Raw genomic sequence first — 14,105 nt, 5'->3', positions numbered from 1 at the left:
CAGCAGGATCCCAAAAAACCTATCCTGGAGGGAGTGGAGCAACTGGCGTGCCAGCTTTGAGCGCAGCAGAACTGGTATTGTTTTCAGTTGGTTGGCGTGAAGCGTCGCTGTCGCGTTCCCAACACGTCCACACGGCGCACATGACATGTTGGAAAAGTTACATGTGTGCGAAGAGAACAAAACCGCAGAACAGCTCACCCTCTATGCGATGTCGAGCAGGTCCGCCATTCCGGGAAAATACGGAGGTGGTCGGGGTGGGCGTCAGTGGTGGGCGCCTCCGAAACGCAGAAGGGGCCCGCCGCGCCGGCGGGCCCCTTCTCCATCGTGGCGTGCTCAGGCCTTTGCGTTCTCGAGGATGATCTCGATGGCGCGCGGCGTGGGAATCGCGATGGGCGTGATGGCGTGTTCCAGAAGGAACTTCAGCTCGTTCTTCGTGAGCTCGTCCGGGTCCACCAGCGCGAAGTGCGGGGTGGCGGAGCGCTTGCTGATCTGCCGCGCGTAGTTGCGCAGCATCTGGTCGTGGAAGCGACAGCCGAGGAACAGGAAGGAGCGTTCCGTCCGGCGGTGCTTTATGATGTCCGGGATCGGCGTTTGGATGTCGATCTCGGTCAGAACCTCCACATAGTCCGCATCGGAAATGAGGTAGTTCTTGGCGGGGGCCACGCTGCCGTGGGGCGTGTAGAGGATGGTGGTCCAGCCCTCCGCCGCCTCACGGGTGGTTTCGCCCCCGGCTGCGTCGTAGAAACGGTACCAGCGGTCCTCGCCGATGCCGGCACGGCTGATGCCCTGCGCCTCGCCCCAGTCGGCGCGGCCCTGAAGCGCGCTCCGCATGGTCCCATCGTACCAGGTATCCACGATCACCGGCAGCGGCAGCGACGCCAGCAGGCGATGGAGCGCAGTGGGCTCCAGCTTGGGCGTGAAGGCTTCGGTCATCAGGGCGACCACGGTGGCCCGGAGCTTCGTGCCCTCGATGTGCTGCGCCGCCGCCCAGGGATTGCCCTTGGCGCGCTTCGGCAGAGCCACCTTGGTGGCGAAGAAGGCCGCGAGCGCGTCCGGCGTCATGGGAACGGCCGGGTTCACGCCCGCGCTGACGGCGGGGCCGAGATAGGGAACGATCCGGCCCGAAGGCAGCGCGCGGGCCACGTCGGCGAGAACCGCCTCGGCGTCGGCGAGCTTGAGGACGTCCCCGGGGGAGAGGGGCAGGTTCATGGCATTTACTCGTCTTCGCCGCGCTTGCGGGCGTTCACGGTGATCGGCAGGGTGGTCTCGGGCGGCATCTCCGGCAGCTCCAGCACCCAGCCGTTGGCGATCTTGATCCAGCCGCCCCACAGGGTTTCGTGCTCGGTCTCCACGATCGGCTCCTCGAGGTCCTTCTTCGGGACATAGATCGACAGACCCATCTCCGGGGAACGGCGAAGCATGATTTTCATACGTTGGGCTCCTGGATCGCGTTCGACGCGCCACTGCGACCATGGCCGGGGCACCCTGGAGTCTCGGGACCCGCCTGCCGGTCATTTGGGAAGCGTGCGCGAGGCCCGTGGATGGGCCCGCGCACGAAAGAAGGGATGGCATCAGCCATGGGCGGCCGCCGGCTCGCCCTGGCGGTTCCGCCACGCCGGGGACATGTCCCGCAGCTTGGTGATGATGTCCGGCAGCGCCTCCAGCGCGCGGTCCACGTCCTCGGCGCTGTTCTCCCGCGAGAGGGAGAAGCGGATGGCGCCGTGCAGGGCGGTGGCCGGCAGGTCCATGGCGCGCAGCACATGGGAGGGCTCGGTGGAACCGGAGGTGCAGGCCGAGCCGGTGGAGGTGGCGATGCCGGCCCGGTTGAGATGGGTGAGCACCGCCTCGCCGTCGAGATACTCGAAGGCGATGTTGGCGGTGTTGGGCAGGCGGTTGTCGGGCTCGCCGTTGAGCAGCGTGTGGGGAATCTGCTGCAGCACGCCCTGCTCCAGGCGGTCGCGCAGGGCCTTCACCCGCGTGCCCTCCTCCTCCAGGTGTGCGAGCGCGAGGCCCGCCGCCGCGCCGAGGCCGATGATGCCCGGCACGTTCTCTGTGCCGCCGCGCCGGCCGCGCTCCTGGTGGCCGCCGCGGATGAGCGGCCGGAACTTCACGCCCTTGCGCACGTAGAGCGCGCCGATGCCCTTGGGCCCGTGCAGCTTGTGGCCGGAGAGGGAGAGCATGTCGATCTCCATGGACTTGAGGTCCATGGGCACCTTGCCCACCGCCTGCACGGCGTCGGTATGGAAGAGGGCGCCGGCGGCATGGGCCATCCGCGCCAGCTCGGCGACGGGAAACAGGGTGCCGGTCTCGTTGTTGGCCCACATCACCGAGGCGAGCGCCGTGCGCGGGCCGAGGGCGGCGGCGTAGGCGTCCATGTCGAGCCGGCCCTGGCGGTCCACGCCGATCTGGTGAACCTTGATGCCGCGGGTCTTCTCCAGGTACGCCACCACGGCCAGCACCGCCTGGTGCTCCACCCGCGTGGTGACGATCTCGGTGCGCGCGGGGTCGATGTCGCCCTGGCTCTCCAAGGCGGAGAGGATGGCGGCGTTGTCGGATTCCGTTCCGCCGGAGGTGAAGACGATCTCGTGGTCGTGGGCGGCGCCCAGCAGGGCCTGGAGCTGGCGGCGCGCGGCCCTCAGGGCCTCGCCCACCTTCTCGCCGAAAGCATGGGTGGAGGAGGCGTTGCCGAAATGCTCGCTGAAGAAGGGGAGCATGGCCTCGACCACCGCCGGATCGGTCCGGGTCGTCGCATTGTTGTCGAGATAGACGGGCGACACGGCAAATCCCCTCGTGATCCGGCGGGTGGACGGCCCGGCGCGGGACGCGCCGGGGCGCGGCCTCAGATGGATTTGGCCTTCAGGCTGATGAGCGGCTTGTTGAGGCTGCCGGCCACGGGAATGAGGCGCACCAGCTCGCCCAGACGCTCCACGATCTTGGACTGGATGCCCTCGATGGTCTCGCTGGCGAGCTTGCAGAACACGCAGGCGCCGGTCATCTTCACCATGACCTTGTTGCCGTCGATCTCCACCAGCTCGCAGTCGCCGCCGTCGCGCTTGAGGTTGGGGCGCACTTCCTCGATGACGGCGCGGATGATCGCCTCGCGCTCGGCCTGCCGGTCGGTGGCGGGCTTGCGCTGTTCGGTCTTGAGCTCCTCGGTCTCGGCCAACATCGCACTGTCCTTTATCTGAGGGGTTCGCTTCGTTCAGGCTCTGGTGAGATTGCCCGGCAAGCCTGCCGGGCTCGGTCTCAGCCGAAGGACTTGCCGCAGGAGCAGCTCGAGGTGGCGTTCGGATTGTCGAAGGTGAATCCGGAGCCTTCGAGGGCCACGACGAAGTCGATGGTGGTGCCGGCGAGCAGGTCGTGGCTGTTCATGTCCACGAATACCTTCACGCCGTCGTGCTCGATCACCGTGTCGTCGGGCTCGCCGTCGTTGACGAGGCCCATCATGTACTTGTATCCCGCACAGCCGCCGGCCTCGACCATGATGCGCAGACCACCCATGGGTTCCGGGGCGCTGCTGATGGCCTCGCGGACGGCATGCAGTGCGCTGTCGGTCAAATTGATCATCGGCTCGACCTTCGGTGCTGGGTACGCTTTGCTAAGGTCAAAGCAATCGGTGTGCCAAACGCCAAAGAACTGATTTATATCAATTTTTTGGGGTGTGGCTGTTGCGTTTCCGACGCGTGTTGGGTTTCGGACAGGTCTGCAGGCTTCTTTGCGTGCGGTCCGGTGGGCGAGATGTCGCAGCTGGGGCGCGTTCCGGCGCCGGGCCGAAAAGCGCGGGCGCCCAAGGGCTTGTGTCTTCGTGCAGGGGCGTCTGCGGGGCCATGACGCCGCGCGGTTTCGACCGCGCCGGCCTTTCGCTTTTGCGACATTGGCCTTCGGCAAAGCACTTGCATGAGCGATGCGCTTGCGCCCGCGCAGGCCGTGCGCCGCGCCACCTGTGCCAAGAAGCGTCGTGCGTGACCACTCGGAGACCTCATATGACCGCGATCGACGATACCCCCCTGGGCCGGCTGGATAAGGATGGCCGCCTGCTCAACGCCGTGCTCAAGCAGCAGACGAAGCCGGGCCGGTTCGGCTTCCGCGGGGACATCGCCCTGAAGTTCCAGACCCAGCTTGCCGACGAGAAGCGCCCGCCGGAATACACCATGGAGCAGGTGATCACCTTCGGCGAGGAAGGCAAGAGCACGATTCCGGTGCTCGCTGGCTACCTGCAGAACTTCGCCTTCCTGAAGGATGTGGCCGAAGTGCTCGGCGATGCGCTCAGCCCCGATGGAAAGTACATCATCTTCGCCAACAACATCGACTTCCTGAAGAAGTATCGTGTCAGCCTTGGTGACAAGCTGTTTTATGTGATGCCGTGCGATGAATCCACGGTGTGGAAGGAAATGACTGACCTTCTCAGCATCGACAAGAACGACATCAAAAAGCTCGACACCGGTGGCAAGACCGATGTGGTGCTCGATGCTGCCCTCGACTGGCACGAGGATTTCGAGCCGGTCACGTACGAGCAGGTCCTCGCGGTCATGGAGCCGGTGAAGAACCGCTACGCGGATCGCCCGGTCTGAGCTGAACGACGCGGTCTTCGAAACGGAACCTGCGGGGATGCGGCGCATCCCCGCCTTTTCGGGCGGCTGAGTCTTCCCGGTGGGATGTCCGGATATGGCCCGCCGAACCTCGATCCGGATGAGCCCGGCTCATCCGGATCCGGTGCCCGGCCCTCAGACGCCGCCGCCCTCGTCGGAGCAGGAGGTGATTTCCTCCTCCTCGTCGTCCTCATCCTCCGCGAGCGGCACGCCCACCACGCAAATGTCGTTGTCGAGCACGGCCAGCGGCACCGGGGTCAGCCCCTCGCCCTTGCAGGGCCCGTCGACACAGGCGCCGGTGCCGATCTCGAACAGCGCGCCGTGCTTGCCGCACATGATGCGGATGCCGTTCGGGTCCATGAATTGGTTGCGCTCCCAGTCCAGGTTCACCTGCTGGTGGGGGCAGATGTTCTCATAGCCGAACACCTGCTTGCCCCAGCGCACCACGACGATGTTGAACGGCTTCTCCTCGCCGTTCTCGTCCAGGCGCACCAGCTGAAACCCCCGCGCCCTCTGGCTCGGGATGTCGCTCATGCTGCAGATGGCGTAGGCGATGGTCTCGCCGGTGGCTTCTTCCTGTGCGACTTCGGTTTCCATTGCGTCCTCGTTCACGGCTCCAGAGGTTCCCCGCTCGCATCGGCGCGCGGAAATCGTTCGAGGTCATTCAGACCACGCATTTTCTTCACTGAATACGTTCTAAGACGGCGCGGCGGCCGGCGCCGCGCTGCTGTGTCACGACGCCAGCGCCGGGCCGGTGGCCGCGGGCTGGGCGCGTTCACGCTCGGCCTTCGCCAGCAGGCGCCGGTTGGCGGCCAGGGAGAAATCGCGCCACGCGGCGGCGATGTCCCTCAGGATCGTCTGCATGTATTCCTTCGACAGGTGGTGCTCGTCCGGGAAGTTGGACAGGGCGCACGAGGTGCGGTTGAACGCCACCACGTCGTCGACGAGGGTCTGGATGAAGTCCCGGAACGGCTGCTGCACCTGCGGCATCAGTGCCGAGCGGCCTTTCTCCACGGCCACGTCGCGCATGTCGAAGGGCAGGGTGTCGAGCATGTCGAGGGCGCGGTCGTAGATGTCCTCCACCGCGCCGAGAATGGCGCGCTGGGCGAGCTGGTCGCGCTGCTGGGCCGCCAGCGCCCGGTTGAGCCGGGCGCGGTAGGCGTCGAAGGCGGCGTCGTTCTGTCCGGCCACCCAGGCGGCGAACCGCGCGAGGCTCACGGCATTGACGGAGGCGCCCACCGTCGGCAGGCCGTCATCCTCGCTCTCCGCCGCGCGGAGGCGGGCAAGGGCGCGATCGATGCGCCGGGCCGCCTCCAGGGCGCCTTCAAGGTAGCCTGCGCCCTGGGCCGCCGTCTCCGAGCCGCCGAGGAGCAGGCGCCCGTCCCACAGGGCCCGGCGCAGCAGGGGGTTGGAGAAGGCCACGTGCTCGCCCGCCGGCTCGGCCCGGTCGCGGGCGCTGCAGGTGAGGGGCTCGCGCGCCCAGTCCTGGTAATGGAGCTCGCCGCCCCCCTCGAGGGCGGCACCGAACACCTGCGCCATCTGGTTCTTCATGAGCATGGGCAGCCCCACGGCGAAGGTCTCCCGCAACTCCGGCGGGAAGGCGAGGAAGCCGGCGAGCGCGGCCTTCGTGCCGGTGGCGTCGCAGGCGTCGAAGATCTCGCCCACTACCGCCTGCTCGTGAGTGGCGAAGGCGTTGCCGGACTGGCCCGCCGCGCGCCAGTGGGGCTGGTCGTAGGCGATGGCCACCTTGGCCTGGGCGGCCATCCAGGTGGGCGCGGCGCCCATGGCGTCGCGGGTGGCACCGTCGAGCTCCGGCTCGAAGCGCACGCCCTCGGCCACGAGGCGCGGGGGCAGGGCGATCACCACGTGGCGCGCCTCCACTTCCAGCAGCATGTCGTTCACGCGGAAGGCAAGGACCACGTGGTCACCGGCATCGCGCACCGCCGCCAGCACGTGGGAGAGGTGGATCCTCTCCTCCGGCAGCTCGTCCGCCAGCGCCGACACCAGCCGCGTCATGCCGCCGGCGACGCGGCGGGCGCCGCCGTGAACGCTCGGGCTCGCCAGCGGCTGGGCGCTCTTGTCCGCCTCGGCGAGGTGCAGCACCGTGCCCTCGTCGTGCTGGAGGAAGGTGGGCAGGCCGAGATCCGAGAGGAATGCGGTGACGAGGGGCTGGGTGTCGGGCCAGTACCAGGTGGGGCCGAGGTCCAGCGCCTCGCCGGTGGTGGCGGGGACGGCGGTGAGGATGCGCCCGCCGAGGCGGGGGCGCGCCTCGTAGATGGCGAAGTCGCGGCCCTGCCGCAACAGGTGCCGGGCCAGGGCAAGGCCGCAGAGTCCGCCGCCGATGATCGCTGTGTCGAGCATGGACTGTCCTCGCATGACTGCGTTTCCTGGAACCCTTGCAAGATTCGCGCTCACGCCCCCGTATCGGCGGCAAAGCCTTTGGCGACAAGGACGCGACGGCACCGCGGGCGATCGCGTTTGTCTCTCAAACTGGCGGATCGCGGCGGGTGAGGGCGGCAAGCGGACACGGACGACGTCGCATTCCTGCGCTGCGCGGCGGCTTCCCGACATGGCCGCACCGCCGGCCCGTGATTGCCCGTATCTATCGCCGTTCCGCCGTGAGCCTTGTCGGCGCAAGGGGCCGCGCCGCCTCGTTCTGCTGTTTTTCCGCCCGTGCGGGTGGCTGGCATGAAACTTGATGTTCGAAAGGCGAAGCGTTTGCCTTTGGAGAGCCAAGATGTACGTCGCGTCTGAATTCGCCCAGAAGTCGCTGGACGAGATCAAGGAGCTGCTGGCGGGGGCCACCCTCACGGTCTATTCCGTCGCCCGCCCTGCCTCGGCAGACCAGAAGGTGGATCGTTCGAGCAAGCTCGTCGCCTTCACCTTCGCCACCCCCGCCTTCGGCACGCCCTCCGAGGATGGCTCCGAGGTTCCGAGCTTCGTCGCCAATCCGGTGCCGGGGCTCGACGGCGGCACCCCCGGCTTCGCCCGCGCTACCAAGGAGGACGGCACCGTGATCGCCGACTTCTCCGCCGGCCCCGGCGACCGCGAGATCAAGTTCGCGGAGGTCAGCGTCTCCATCAACGCACCGGTGAAGGTGGCGAAATTCACGTTCAAGCCCGAAGGCGGCTGGCCGGAGCGTGTCGATTACTACGACAGCCACCCGCGCCCCGGCTACGAGCTGCCCAAGGTTCCCTGAGCCGCGCGGCCCGCGCCGCGGCCTTCGGGCTGGCGGCGCGGGCCTCGGGATCGTGACCTCCGGCGCGCGCCCGGCGCGGCGCCGGCCCGCCGAGAAGGAGCCCGTGATCTCATGACCACCACACTCCCCGGGGCCCTGGTCGGCACCGAATGGCTGACCGAGCATCTTTCGGACCCGGACCTCAGGATTCTCGACTGCACCTGGCACCACGAGAGCACCAATCTCGACGGGCGGACCCAGTATCGCGGCCGTCACCTGCCGGGCGCCGTGCATTTCGACATCGACCACGTGGCGGACAAGTCGACTGGCCTGCCCCATATGCTGCCCTCGGCCGCCGACTTCGCGAAGAAGGTGGGGCTGCTCGGCGTCGGCACCGGCGACCGGGTTGTGGTCTACGACCGCAACTGCGGCGGCTCAGCCGCGGCGCGGGTGTGGTGGATGTTCCGTGTGTTCGGCTACGACAACGTGGCGGTGCTGGACGGCGGATACGGCAAGTGGACCGCCGAGAAGCGGCCCACCGAGATGTCTCCGGTGCGGCCCGAGCCGAACACTTTCAGCGCCAGCTTCTCACCGGATCTGGTGCGGACCCTCACGCAGATGCGGGCGAACCTCGCCTCCGGCGCCGAGCAGGTGGTGGACGCGCGCGGCCCCGCCAAATTCGACGGCAGCCAGGAAGACCTGTTTCCCGCGCGCAAGCACGGGCACATCCCCGGCGCAGTGAACGTGCCCTGGGGCGACCTCGTGGTGGCCGAGACCGGCGTGCTCGTTCCGCCAGAGGCGATCCGGGCGCGCTTCTCGGCGGCGGGCATCGATCTTGCGAAGCCCATCGTTGTCACCTGCGCTTCGGCGACGGTGTCGTGCGTGCTGGCGCTGGCGCTTTACGTCGCCGGCATCGGGAATGTGGCGGTCTATGACGGCTCCTTCGCCGAATGGGGACTTGCCGAAGACACGCCGGTGGCCGCCTGAGGCGGGCGCCGTGGGAAAGAAGTGATCCGAGCCAGCGATGGGCGAGCCGGGAGCACCGAGATGAGTGGCGCGAGCGACGAGCCTCTGGAGACCCTCTGCGAAGGGCAGGACTATGCCCTTCAGGCCGGACGAGACGGAGCCCTGTTCGTGCTCCGCTTCAAGGCCGAGCAGATGACGGCGACCATTGAGGGCGAGGATTCAGAACGTTTTCGTTCGGATTTCGATGCGGTGAAGGCACAGTATCCGGACTGGACCTGCGATCAGCTGCTGGCGCAGCTCTGGGACCAGGGCGGTTACAGTTGGCTGGCCATTCAAGACGGGTGATCACCATGGCGACGACTTTGATCAAGACCACAGCCGATGGACGCAAGCTCGAGGTCGTGGGCCTCGCCATCATGCTCGACGGAAAACTGGAGGCCTTCGACCTCACGGAGGTGAAGCTTCATCCCAACCGCCGTAAGATCTGGGACGTGTCGCCCGACGCCAGCCACATGGCGGGCCGGGTGACCCTGACCCAGGAGGAGGCGGACAAGGTGACTGCGGCGTTCGCCCAGGCGGAGGCGGAGATCCTCGCCAGCCCCGCCGCCATAAACGAGCGCTTCCGCATCGCCATGATGTGGCGTGCGCGGCAGGAAGGCATCGAATAGGCTCGGCTTTTTCGCAGTTTCTCGAAGAAGGGCGCGACGGTGATGGCCGTCGCGCCCTTCTTTTTACTTCACGGCTATCAGTGTCATGAGGTGTCGGCGGGGAGCTTCGGCCGGTGCGGGCTGGATTTGTCCACCCGTCCCTCTGTCCCAACCGCACGCGAGAAGGGGTCTTTAGCCGCCGGCCTTGTGGCCCGGTACGGCGGAGCCTCCCATGGAAAATCAGCCGCACGGGGCGGCGGCCCCGTGCGGCTGAGACGATTCAAGAACGTCTTATGGCAATCGATGTGATCCGCCGGGCCGGAACTGAAATACCGGCGTTCGGCCCTGGATGACGGATCCGGCAAATATTCGCGCGGGTGATGGAGGGCAGGGGGCCGTGGAGGACCCCATGCCCGGCGTGCTCAGCCGAACTTGAACAGGACGCCGTAGCCGCCGCGCGGATAATTCCATTCGATGTCGCCGGAGGGCTCGCCGATGATGCGGCAGGTGCCGCATTCCACGCAGCCGTCGGCGGTGATTTCCACCTGGCCCTTGTCGTTCAGCTCGTAGCAGCGCGCCGGGCAGGCGGTGAGCAGCGCCTTCAGGGCCGGGGTCGGCTCGGTGTGGGCGCGAACCTTGATGTGGGCGCGGCCGGCGTCCACCAGGTAGCGGTTCTGGAAAAGCTTGTCCTCGACGCGGACCGCGGTTTCAGTGCTTGCCATGTCCATCTCCCTTGATTGTCCGCGCCGGAATGACCGTTCCGGCGCGGACGGGTGGTCCGATCAGCCCCGCCTCAGCGCCACGCCCGGGCGAGCTTGAAGGCATCGCCGAACAGGCCCGCCCAAGACCGCGCCGAGGTGAACGACTTCATCGTCAGCTTCTCCTTCTCCTTCTTCGGCGTGCCATCGACGCGCACGAAGTTCTGCATCGCCTTGTTGACGAGCTGGGGATAGGTAAGGAAGAAGTTCTGCGACTGGACATGCAGGAGCTGTGGCATGTCCTTGTACTTCTTGAGGTCCTTCATGACGAAGGAGTCTTCCAGCATCTTCTTGTACAGCGCGAGGTTCGCTGAGGTCATGGGGTCCTTGCGGGACTTGACCTGGAAGATGGCCTCGGCAGCGATGCGGCCGGAGGTCATGGCGAGGTTGGAGCCCTCGCGGTGGATGGCATTGTTGAGCTGGGCGGCATCGCCCACCACCACCCAGCCGTCGCCGAACAGCTGCGGGATCGCCTTGTAGCCGCCCTCGGGAATGAGGTGGGCGGCGTATTCCTTCACCTCGGAGCCCTCGAGGAGCGGCGCGATGGAGGGATGCTTCTTGAACTTTTCAAGCAGCGTATAGGGGCTCTCGCCGCCCTTCTCAAAGTCCGACACCAGGCAGCCGATGCCGACCGAGATGCATTCGCGGTTGGTATAGAGGAAGCCCATGCCGGTCATCCCCTTGGAGATGGTGCCGGCGGCCTCGATCACCGCGCCCTCGTCGCCCTTGATGTTGAAGCGCTCCTCGATGACTTCCTGCGGCAGGAAGTGCATTTCCTTCACGGCGAGGGCCACATCGGTGGGCTTGGGGATCTTGCGCAGGCCGGCGCGGGTGCCGAGCAGGCCGCTCACGCCTTCCGCCAGCACCACCACGTCGGCATGGATCTGGCCGCCGCCGCGATCGGTCTTGACGCCGATCACCTTGCCATAGGCGTCCTGCACCAGCTCGGTGACGGTGGTCTCGCAGACGACCAGGGCGCCGGCCTCCTGCACCTTCTTGTTGAACCACTTGTCGAACTGGGCGCGGATGATGGTGTAGCGGTTCGGCTTTTCTTCGTTGAAGTCTTCCGAACGGTAGTGCAGGCCCACGTGGGAGCTGTCGCCCATCATCCAGAAGCGCTGCTCGATGAGGTGGCGCTCCAGGGGCGCGTCCTCGCGGAAGTCGGGCACTATCTTCTCGAGCATGTCCGCGTACAGGATGGCGCCCTGCACGTTCTTGGAGCCGGAATACTCGCCCCGCTCCAGCTGGAGGACCTTCAGGCCGCGCTTGGCCAGGGTGTACGCGGCGGCATTGCCGGCCATGCCGGCGCCAACCACGATCGCGTCGAACTTTTCGTCGATCATAGGAGTATCCTCAGCTGGCCAGCTTGTCGCGCGAATGGGCGGACAGGCGCTTGCGGAAGGCTTCGGTCAACGCCGGCAGGAAGCGGATGGCGTCGGTGACGATGCCCACATGGGCGAAATCGAAGATGGGCGCGTTCTTGTCGGTGTTGATGGCGACGATCAGGTCCGCGCCCTCCACACCCACGCGATGCTGGATGGCGCCGGAGATGCCGGCGGCGATGTAGAGCCGCGGGCGAATGGTCTTGCCGGTCTGGCCGATCTGCCGGTCGGAGGTCACCCAGCCCTTCTGCACCAGAGGGCGCGAGCAGCCGTAATCGGCGCCGATGGCCTGGGCGAGCTGGCGCACCAGCTGGAAGTTCTCCGGCGAGCCGAGCCCGAGGCCGCCCGCCACCACCACGTCCGCATAAGCGAGGTTGGACTTGGAGGACTCGCGGTCGGGGATGAAGTTCAGCACCTTGGTGATGATGTCGGCCTCGTTCACGCCGAGGGGCAGCTCGATCACCTTGCCGATGGGCTTCTCGACCCGGTCCGGCATGGGCATCACGCGCGGACGGACGGTGGCCATCTGCGGGCGGAAGTTCAGGGTATAGATGGTGCAGAGCAGCGAGCCGCCGAAGGTGGGGCGGGTGGCGGCCAGCGAGCCGTCCGCGTCCACGTCCAGCTCGGTGGAGTCGGCGGTGAGGCCGGTGAGCAGGGTGGTGGCCACCGCGCCGGCGAGGTCGCGGCCGAGGGTGGTGGCGCCCAGCAGCAGGATCTCGGGCTTGTAGGTGTTGACGAGGTTCGTCATCGCGGCCGTGTAGGCCTCGTTGCGATAATCGGTGAGCACCGGGTCGGCGCACACATAGGCGAGGTCCGCGCCGTAGCAGAAGGACTCCGCGACCGCATTGCGCACGGTCTCTCCCTCGGGGCCGAGCACCACGGCGGCGAGCTCCACGCCGAGCTTGTCGGCGAGAATGCGGCCGGCGCCCATCAGTTCCCAGGACACGGGGTGCACCTGGCCGCGTTCCTGCTCCACGAACACCCAGACGTGCTTGTACGCCTTGAAGTGCTCCGGAAGCTCCTTCTTGGTGGATGCGCGGCCGCCGGCGGCGGGGGCGGGGGTTTTCTTCGGCTCACTCATGGGTGTCGCTTTCTTCCTGATGCCTCGTGTGCTTCCGGGACCGTCAGAAGCCGCGGGCGAGCGCGGTGAGGTCGGCCTCCAGGGCGGGCTGACGGGTGAAGATCTCCTCGATCAGCGCCTCGGGCAGCGAGCCGCCTTCGGGGATCTCGATGATCTTGGCCTTCTCGGCGCGCGCGCTGGGCGCGAACACGCGCTTCACGATGGTGGGCGAGCCCTTGAGGCCGCACTTGTTGAGATCCTCGACGCCGGCTTCCTTGGCGTTCCACTTGACGATCTCGGCGCGGGCGCCGCGCAGGGCGTCGGCCATGGTGCCGCGGCGAATCTCGTTGGTGCCCTCCAGCATGGCGACGAGGCAGGGCAGCTTGCTCTTCAGCACCTGCGTGCCGCCCTCGGCGCGGCGCTCCAGGGTCACTGTGCCCTCGGTTACGTCGTATTCGGTCACCCTGGCCACGTAGGTCACCTGCATCAGGCCGAGGCGTTTGGCGATGCCGGGACCGACCTGGGCGGTGTCGCCGTCGATGGTCTGCTTGCCGGTGAAGACGAGCTCCGGCGCGCCCCAGGTGTCGCTGATCTTCTTGATGGCGGTGGCAAGGGCGAACGAGGTCGCCAGCGTATCGGAGCCGGCGAAGAAGCGGTCGGTGAGCAGCACCGCACGGTCGGCACCGTAGGTGAGGGCCTTGCGCAGGCTATCCTCGGCGGAGGGCGGGCCCATGGTCAGCACGGTCACTTCGCCGCCGAACTTGTCGCGCAGGCGCATGGCTTCTTCGAGGGCGAAGAGATCGTACGGATTGATGATCGTCGGCACGCCCTGCCGCATGATCGTGTTGGTGACGGGGTGGACGCGGATCTGCGCCGAATCCGGGACTTGTTTGATGCAGACGACGATGTGCATGAGATTGCTCCGAGCCCTTCACCTTGGCTCCGCAAAGGACTGAGCAAGCACCGTGCCAATGTTTCGAAAACGAGAATTCCAATAATAAAACAAAGCATTGATGGGTGTTTGCAGAGGGGGTTGCGACATCGATGCGTCAGGCGTCGGCAGCCTCTGTCGGGAACGCGACAGATTCGCAGGGCCGGGACATGCGCGGCGATGGCCGTTGGCGCGGCGTGCTGGCGCGTGCGTGTCGCGAAGCGGCGTATGACGGGAAGGCGACAGATCTGCGCGGGGCGCGTGCCGTGTGTTGGGAAGGCCGGCTGGCGGTCGTCTCGCGCGGCGCGCCGGCGAAGTCGGGGGGTACCTAAAAAGTGTCCCCCGCCTTGCGGCGGGGGACCAAGCCTAATCGGGGGTAAATGAAAGGTCGAAATAAAACCAAAAGAACTCAACCAACGCTCCGGCCTGCCGACAAAGTCGAAAAGAAGAACAGGGGCCGGTGGAAATATCGCTCCGGGCGAAAAGGCCGCCCGGAGCGTTCATGCGCCTCAGCCGGCGGCGAGCTCGGCGGCGGTCTTGCCGACCTGGCTCTCGTCGACGGCGTTCAGGATGCCGTGCTCCATGAGCAGGTCT

At 66.9% G+C, this 14,105-nt stretch carries 17 protein-coding genes; 5 read left to right on the top strand and 12 right to left on the bottom strand.

Going from position 1 to position 14,105, the window contains the following annotated elements; genetic code table 11:
• Positions 1-333 precede the first annotated feature (333 nt).
• The 5 genes from V5F61_RS16320 to V5F61_RS16300 form a co-directional block, all read right to left on the bottom strand.
• A complete protein-coding gene (locus V5F61_RS16320; protein ID WP_393989874.1) occupies positions 334-1,209 on the bottom strand; it encodes an SIR2 family NAD-dependent protein deacylase in 876 nt (291 codons plus the stop codon).
• A 5-nt stretch (positions 1,210-1,214) separates the two neighbouring features.
• Positions 1,215-1,430, bottom strand: a complete 216-nt coding sequence (gene nifT / locus V5F61_RS16315) for a putative nitrogen fixation protein NifT (protein WP_393989875.1) — start codon at positions 1,428-1,430, stop codon at positions 1,215-1,217.
• A 141-nt stretch (positions 1,431-1,571) separates the two neighbouring features.
• Entirely contained in the window at positions 1,572-2,777 is a 1,206-nt protein-coding gene (nifS, locus tag V5F61_RS16310; RefSeq protein ID WP_393989876.1) for a cysteine desulfurase NifS, read from the bottom strand.
• Positions 2,778-2,839: 62 nt separating this feature from the next.
• Positions 2,840-3,169, bottom strand: coding sequence for a NifU family protein (locus V5F61_RS16305; protein ID WP_393989877.1), 330 nt, complete (start codon positions 3,167-3,169; stop codon positions 2,840-2,842).
• 77 nt (positions 3,170-3,246) lie between these two features.
• A complete protein-coding gene (locus V5F61_RS16300) occupies positions 3,247-3,567 on the bottom strand; it encodes a HesB/IscA family protein (RefSeq protein ID WP_393989878.1) in 321 nt (106 codons plus the stop codon).
• 416 nt (positions 3,568-3,983) lie between these two features.
• On the opposite strand from V5F61_RS16300, the gene V5F61_RS16295 reads away from it, so the two are divergent.
• The gene (locus V5F61_RS16295; protein WP_393989879.1) at positions 3,984-4,571 is read left to right on the top strand and encodes a hypothetical protein; all 588 of its coding nucleotides are present in this window, start codon (positions 3,984-3,986) and stop codon (positions 4,569-4,571) included.
• A gap of 153 nt (positions 4,572-4,724) precedes the next feature.
• Here V5F61_RS16295 and V5F61_RS16290 read toward each other — a convergent pair whose 3' ends face one another.
• Together V5F61_RS16290 and V5F61_RS16285 are read right to left on the bottom strand one after the other, a co-directional pair.
• The gene (locus tag V5F61_RS16290; protein WP_393989880.1) at positions 4,725-5,186 is read right to left on the bottom strand and encodes a Rieske (2Fe-2S) protein; all 462 of its coding nucleotides are present in this window, start codon (positions 5,184-5,186) and stop codon (positions 4,725-4,727) included.
• A 135-nt stretch (positions 5,187-5,321) separates the two neighbouring features.
• On the bottom strand, positions 5,322-6,950 hold the full coding sequence (locus V5F61_RS16285) for a flavin monoamine oxidase family protein (protein ID WP_393989881.1): 1,629 nt from the start codon (positions 6,948-6,950) through the stop codon (positions 5,322-5,324).
• A gap of 376 nt (positions 6,951-7,326) precedes the next feature.
• Between V5F61_RS16285 and V5F61_RS16280 the strand changes: the two genes are divergently transcribed.
• The 4 genes from V5F61_RS16280 to V5F61_RS16265 all read left to right on the top strand — a co-directional run bounded on the left by V5F61_RS16280 (position 7,327) and on the right by V5F61_RS16265 (position 9,401).
• Positions 7,327-7,788, top strand: a complete 462-nt coding sequence (locus V5F61_RS16280) for a hypothetical protein (protein ID WP_393989882.1) — start codon at positions 7,327-7,329, stop codon at positions 7,786-7,788.
• 111 nt (positions 7,789-7,899) lie between these two features.
• A complete protein-coding gene (locus tag V5F61_RS16275) occupies positions 7,900-8,754 on the top strand; it encodes a sulfurtransferase (RefSeq protein ID WP_393989883.1) in 855 nt (284 codons plus the stop codon).
• 60 nt (positions 8,755-8,814) lie between these two features.
• A complete protein-coding gene (locus V5F61_RS16270) occupies positions 8,815-9,078 on the top strand; it encodes a hypothetical protein (protein WP_393989884.1) in 264 nt (87 codons plus the stop codon).
• 5 nt (positions 9,079-9,083) lie between these two features.
• Positions 9,084-9,401 carry a hypothetical protein gene (locus V5F61_RS16265; protein ID WP_393989885.1) on the top strand — a complete coding sequence of 106 codons (318 nt, stop codon included), beginning with the start codon at positions 9,084-9,086 and terminating at the stop codon, positions 9,399-9,401.
• Between the two features lie 401 nt (positions 9,402-9,802).
• Here the strand turns inward: V5F61_RS16265 and V5F61_RS16260 are convergent, their stop codons facing one another.
• From V5F61_RS16260 to V5F61_RS16240, 5 genes are all read right to left on the bottom strand, one after another.
• Positions 9,803-10,102, bottom strand: coding sequence for a ferredoxin family protein (locus V5F61_RS16260; protein WP_393989886.1), 300 nt, complete (start codon positions 10,100-10,102; stop codon positions 9,803-9,805).
• Between the two features lie 71 nt (positions 10,103-10,173).
• Positions 10,174-11,481, bottom strand: a complete 1,308-nt coding sequence (locus tag V5F61_RS16255; protein WP_393989887.1) for an FAD-dependent oxidoreductase — start codon at positions 11,479-11,481, stop codon at positions 10,174-10,176.
• 10 nt (positions 11,482-11,491) lie between these two features.
• Positions 11,492-12,601 (bottom strand): electron transfer flavoprotein subunit alpha/FixB family protein, encoded by a 1,110-nt coding sequence (locus V5F61_RS16250; protein WP_393989888.1) that lies wholly within the window; start codon positions 12,599-12,601, stop codon positions 11,492-11,494.
• A gap of 43 nt (positions 12,602-12,644) precedes the next feature.
• Positions 12,645-13,493 carry an electron transfer flavoprotein subunit beta/FixA family protein gene (locus tag V5F61_RS16245; RefSeq protein ID WP_393989889.1) on the bottom strand — a complete coding sequence of 283 codons (849 nt, stop codon included), beginning with the start codon at positions 13,491-13,493 and terminating at the stop codon, positions 12,645-12,647.
• 527 nt (positions 13,494-14,020) lie between these two features.
• A partial coding sequence (locus V5F61_RS16240) for a dinitrogenase reductase (RefSeq protein WP_394104057.1) occupies positions 14,021-14,105 on the bottom strand: 85 nt, incomplete at its 5' end.

Origin of the sequence: Xanthobacter sediminis, from assembly GCF_043195015.1 — a bacterium.
GTDB lineage: Bacteria > Pseudomonadota > Alphaproteobacteria > Rhizobiales > Xanthobacteraceae > Xanthobacter.
The sequence above is the reverse complement of the archived record's forward strand: the minus strand, read 5'-3'. Positions and strand labels throughout refer to the sequence as shown.

Coding starts and splice junctions, on each gene's coding strand:
- V5F61_RS16320 (WP_393989874.1), bottom strand. CDS start 1,209: ATGAACCTGCCCCTCTCCCCCGGGGACGTCCTCAAGCTCGCCGACGCC.
- nifT (WP_393989875.1), bottom strand. CDS start 1,430: ATGAAAATCATGCTTCGCCGTTCCCCGGAGATGGGTCTGTCGATCTAT.
- V5F61_RS16305 (WP_393989877.1), bottom strand. CDS start 3,169: ATGTTGGCCGAGACCGAGGAGCTCAAGACCGAACAGCGCAAGCCCGCC.
- V5F61_RS16300 (WP_393989878.1), bottom strand. CDS start 3,567: ATGATCAATTTGACCGACAGCGCACTGCATGCCGTCCGCGAGGCCATC.
- V5F61_RS16295 (WP_393989879.1), top strand. CDS start 3,984: ATGACCGCGATCGACGATACCCCCCTGGGCCGGCTGGATAAGGATGGC.
- V5F61_RS16290 (WP_393989880.1), bottom strand. CDS start 5,186: ATGGAAACCGAAGTCGCACAGGAAGAAGCCACCGGCGAGACCATCGCC.
- V5F61_RS16285 (WP_393989881.1), bottom strand. CDS start 6,950: ATGCTCGACACAGCGATCATCGGCGGCGGACTCTGCGGCCTTGCCCTG.
- V5F61_RS16280 (WP_393989882.1), top strand. CDS start 7,327: ATGTACGTCGCGTCTGAATTCGCCCAGAAGTCGCTGGACGAGATCAAG.
- V5F61_RS16275 (WP_393989883.1), top strand. CDS start 7,900: ATGACCACCACACTCCCCGGGGCCCTGGTCGGCACCGAATGGCTGACC.
- V5F61_RS16270 (WP_393989884.1), top strand. CDS start 8,815: ATGAGTGGCGCGAGCGACGAGCCTCTGGAGACCCTCTGCGAAGGGCAG.
- V5F61_RS16265 (WP_393989885.1), top strand. CDS start 9,084: ATGGCGACGACTTTGATCAAGACCACAGCCGATGGACGCAAGCTCGAG.
- V5F61_RS16260 (WP_393989886.1), bottom strand. CDS start 10,102: ATGGCAAGCACTGAAACCGCGGTCCGCGTCGAGGACAAGCTTTTCCAG.
- V5F61_RS16255 (WP_393989887.1), bottom strand. CDS start 11,481: ATGATCGACGAAAAGTTCGACGCGATCGTGGTTGGCGCCGGCATGGCC.
- V5F61_RS16250 (WP_393989888.1), bottom strand. CDS start 12,601: ATGAGTGAGCCGAAGAAAACCCCCGCCCCCGCCGCCGGCGGCCGCGCA.
- V5F61_RS16245 (WP_393989889.1), bottom strand. CDS start 13,493: ATGCACATCGTCGTCTGCATCAAACAAGTCCCGGATTCGGCGCAGATC.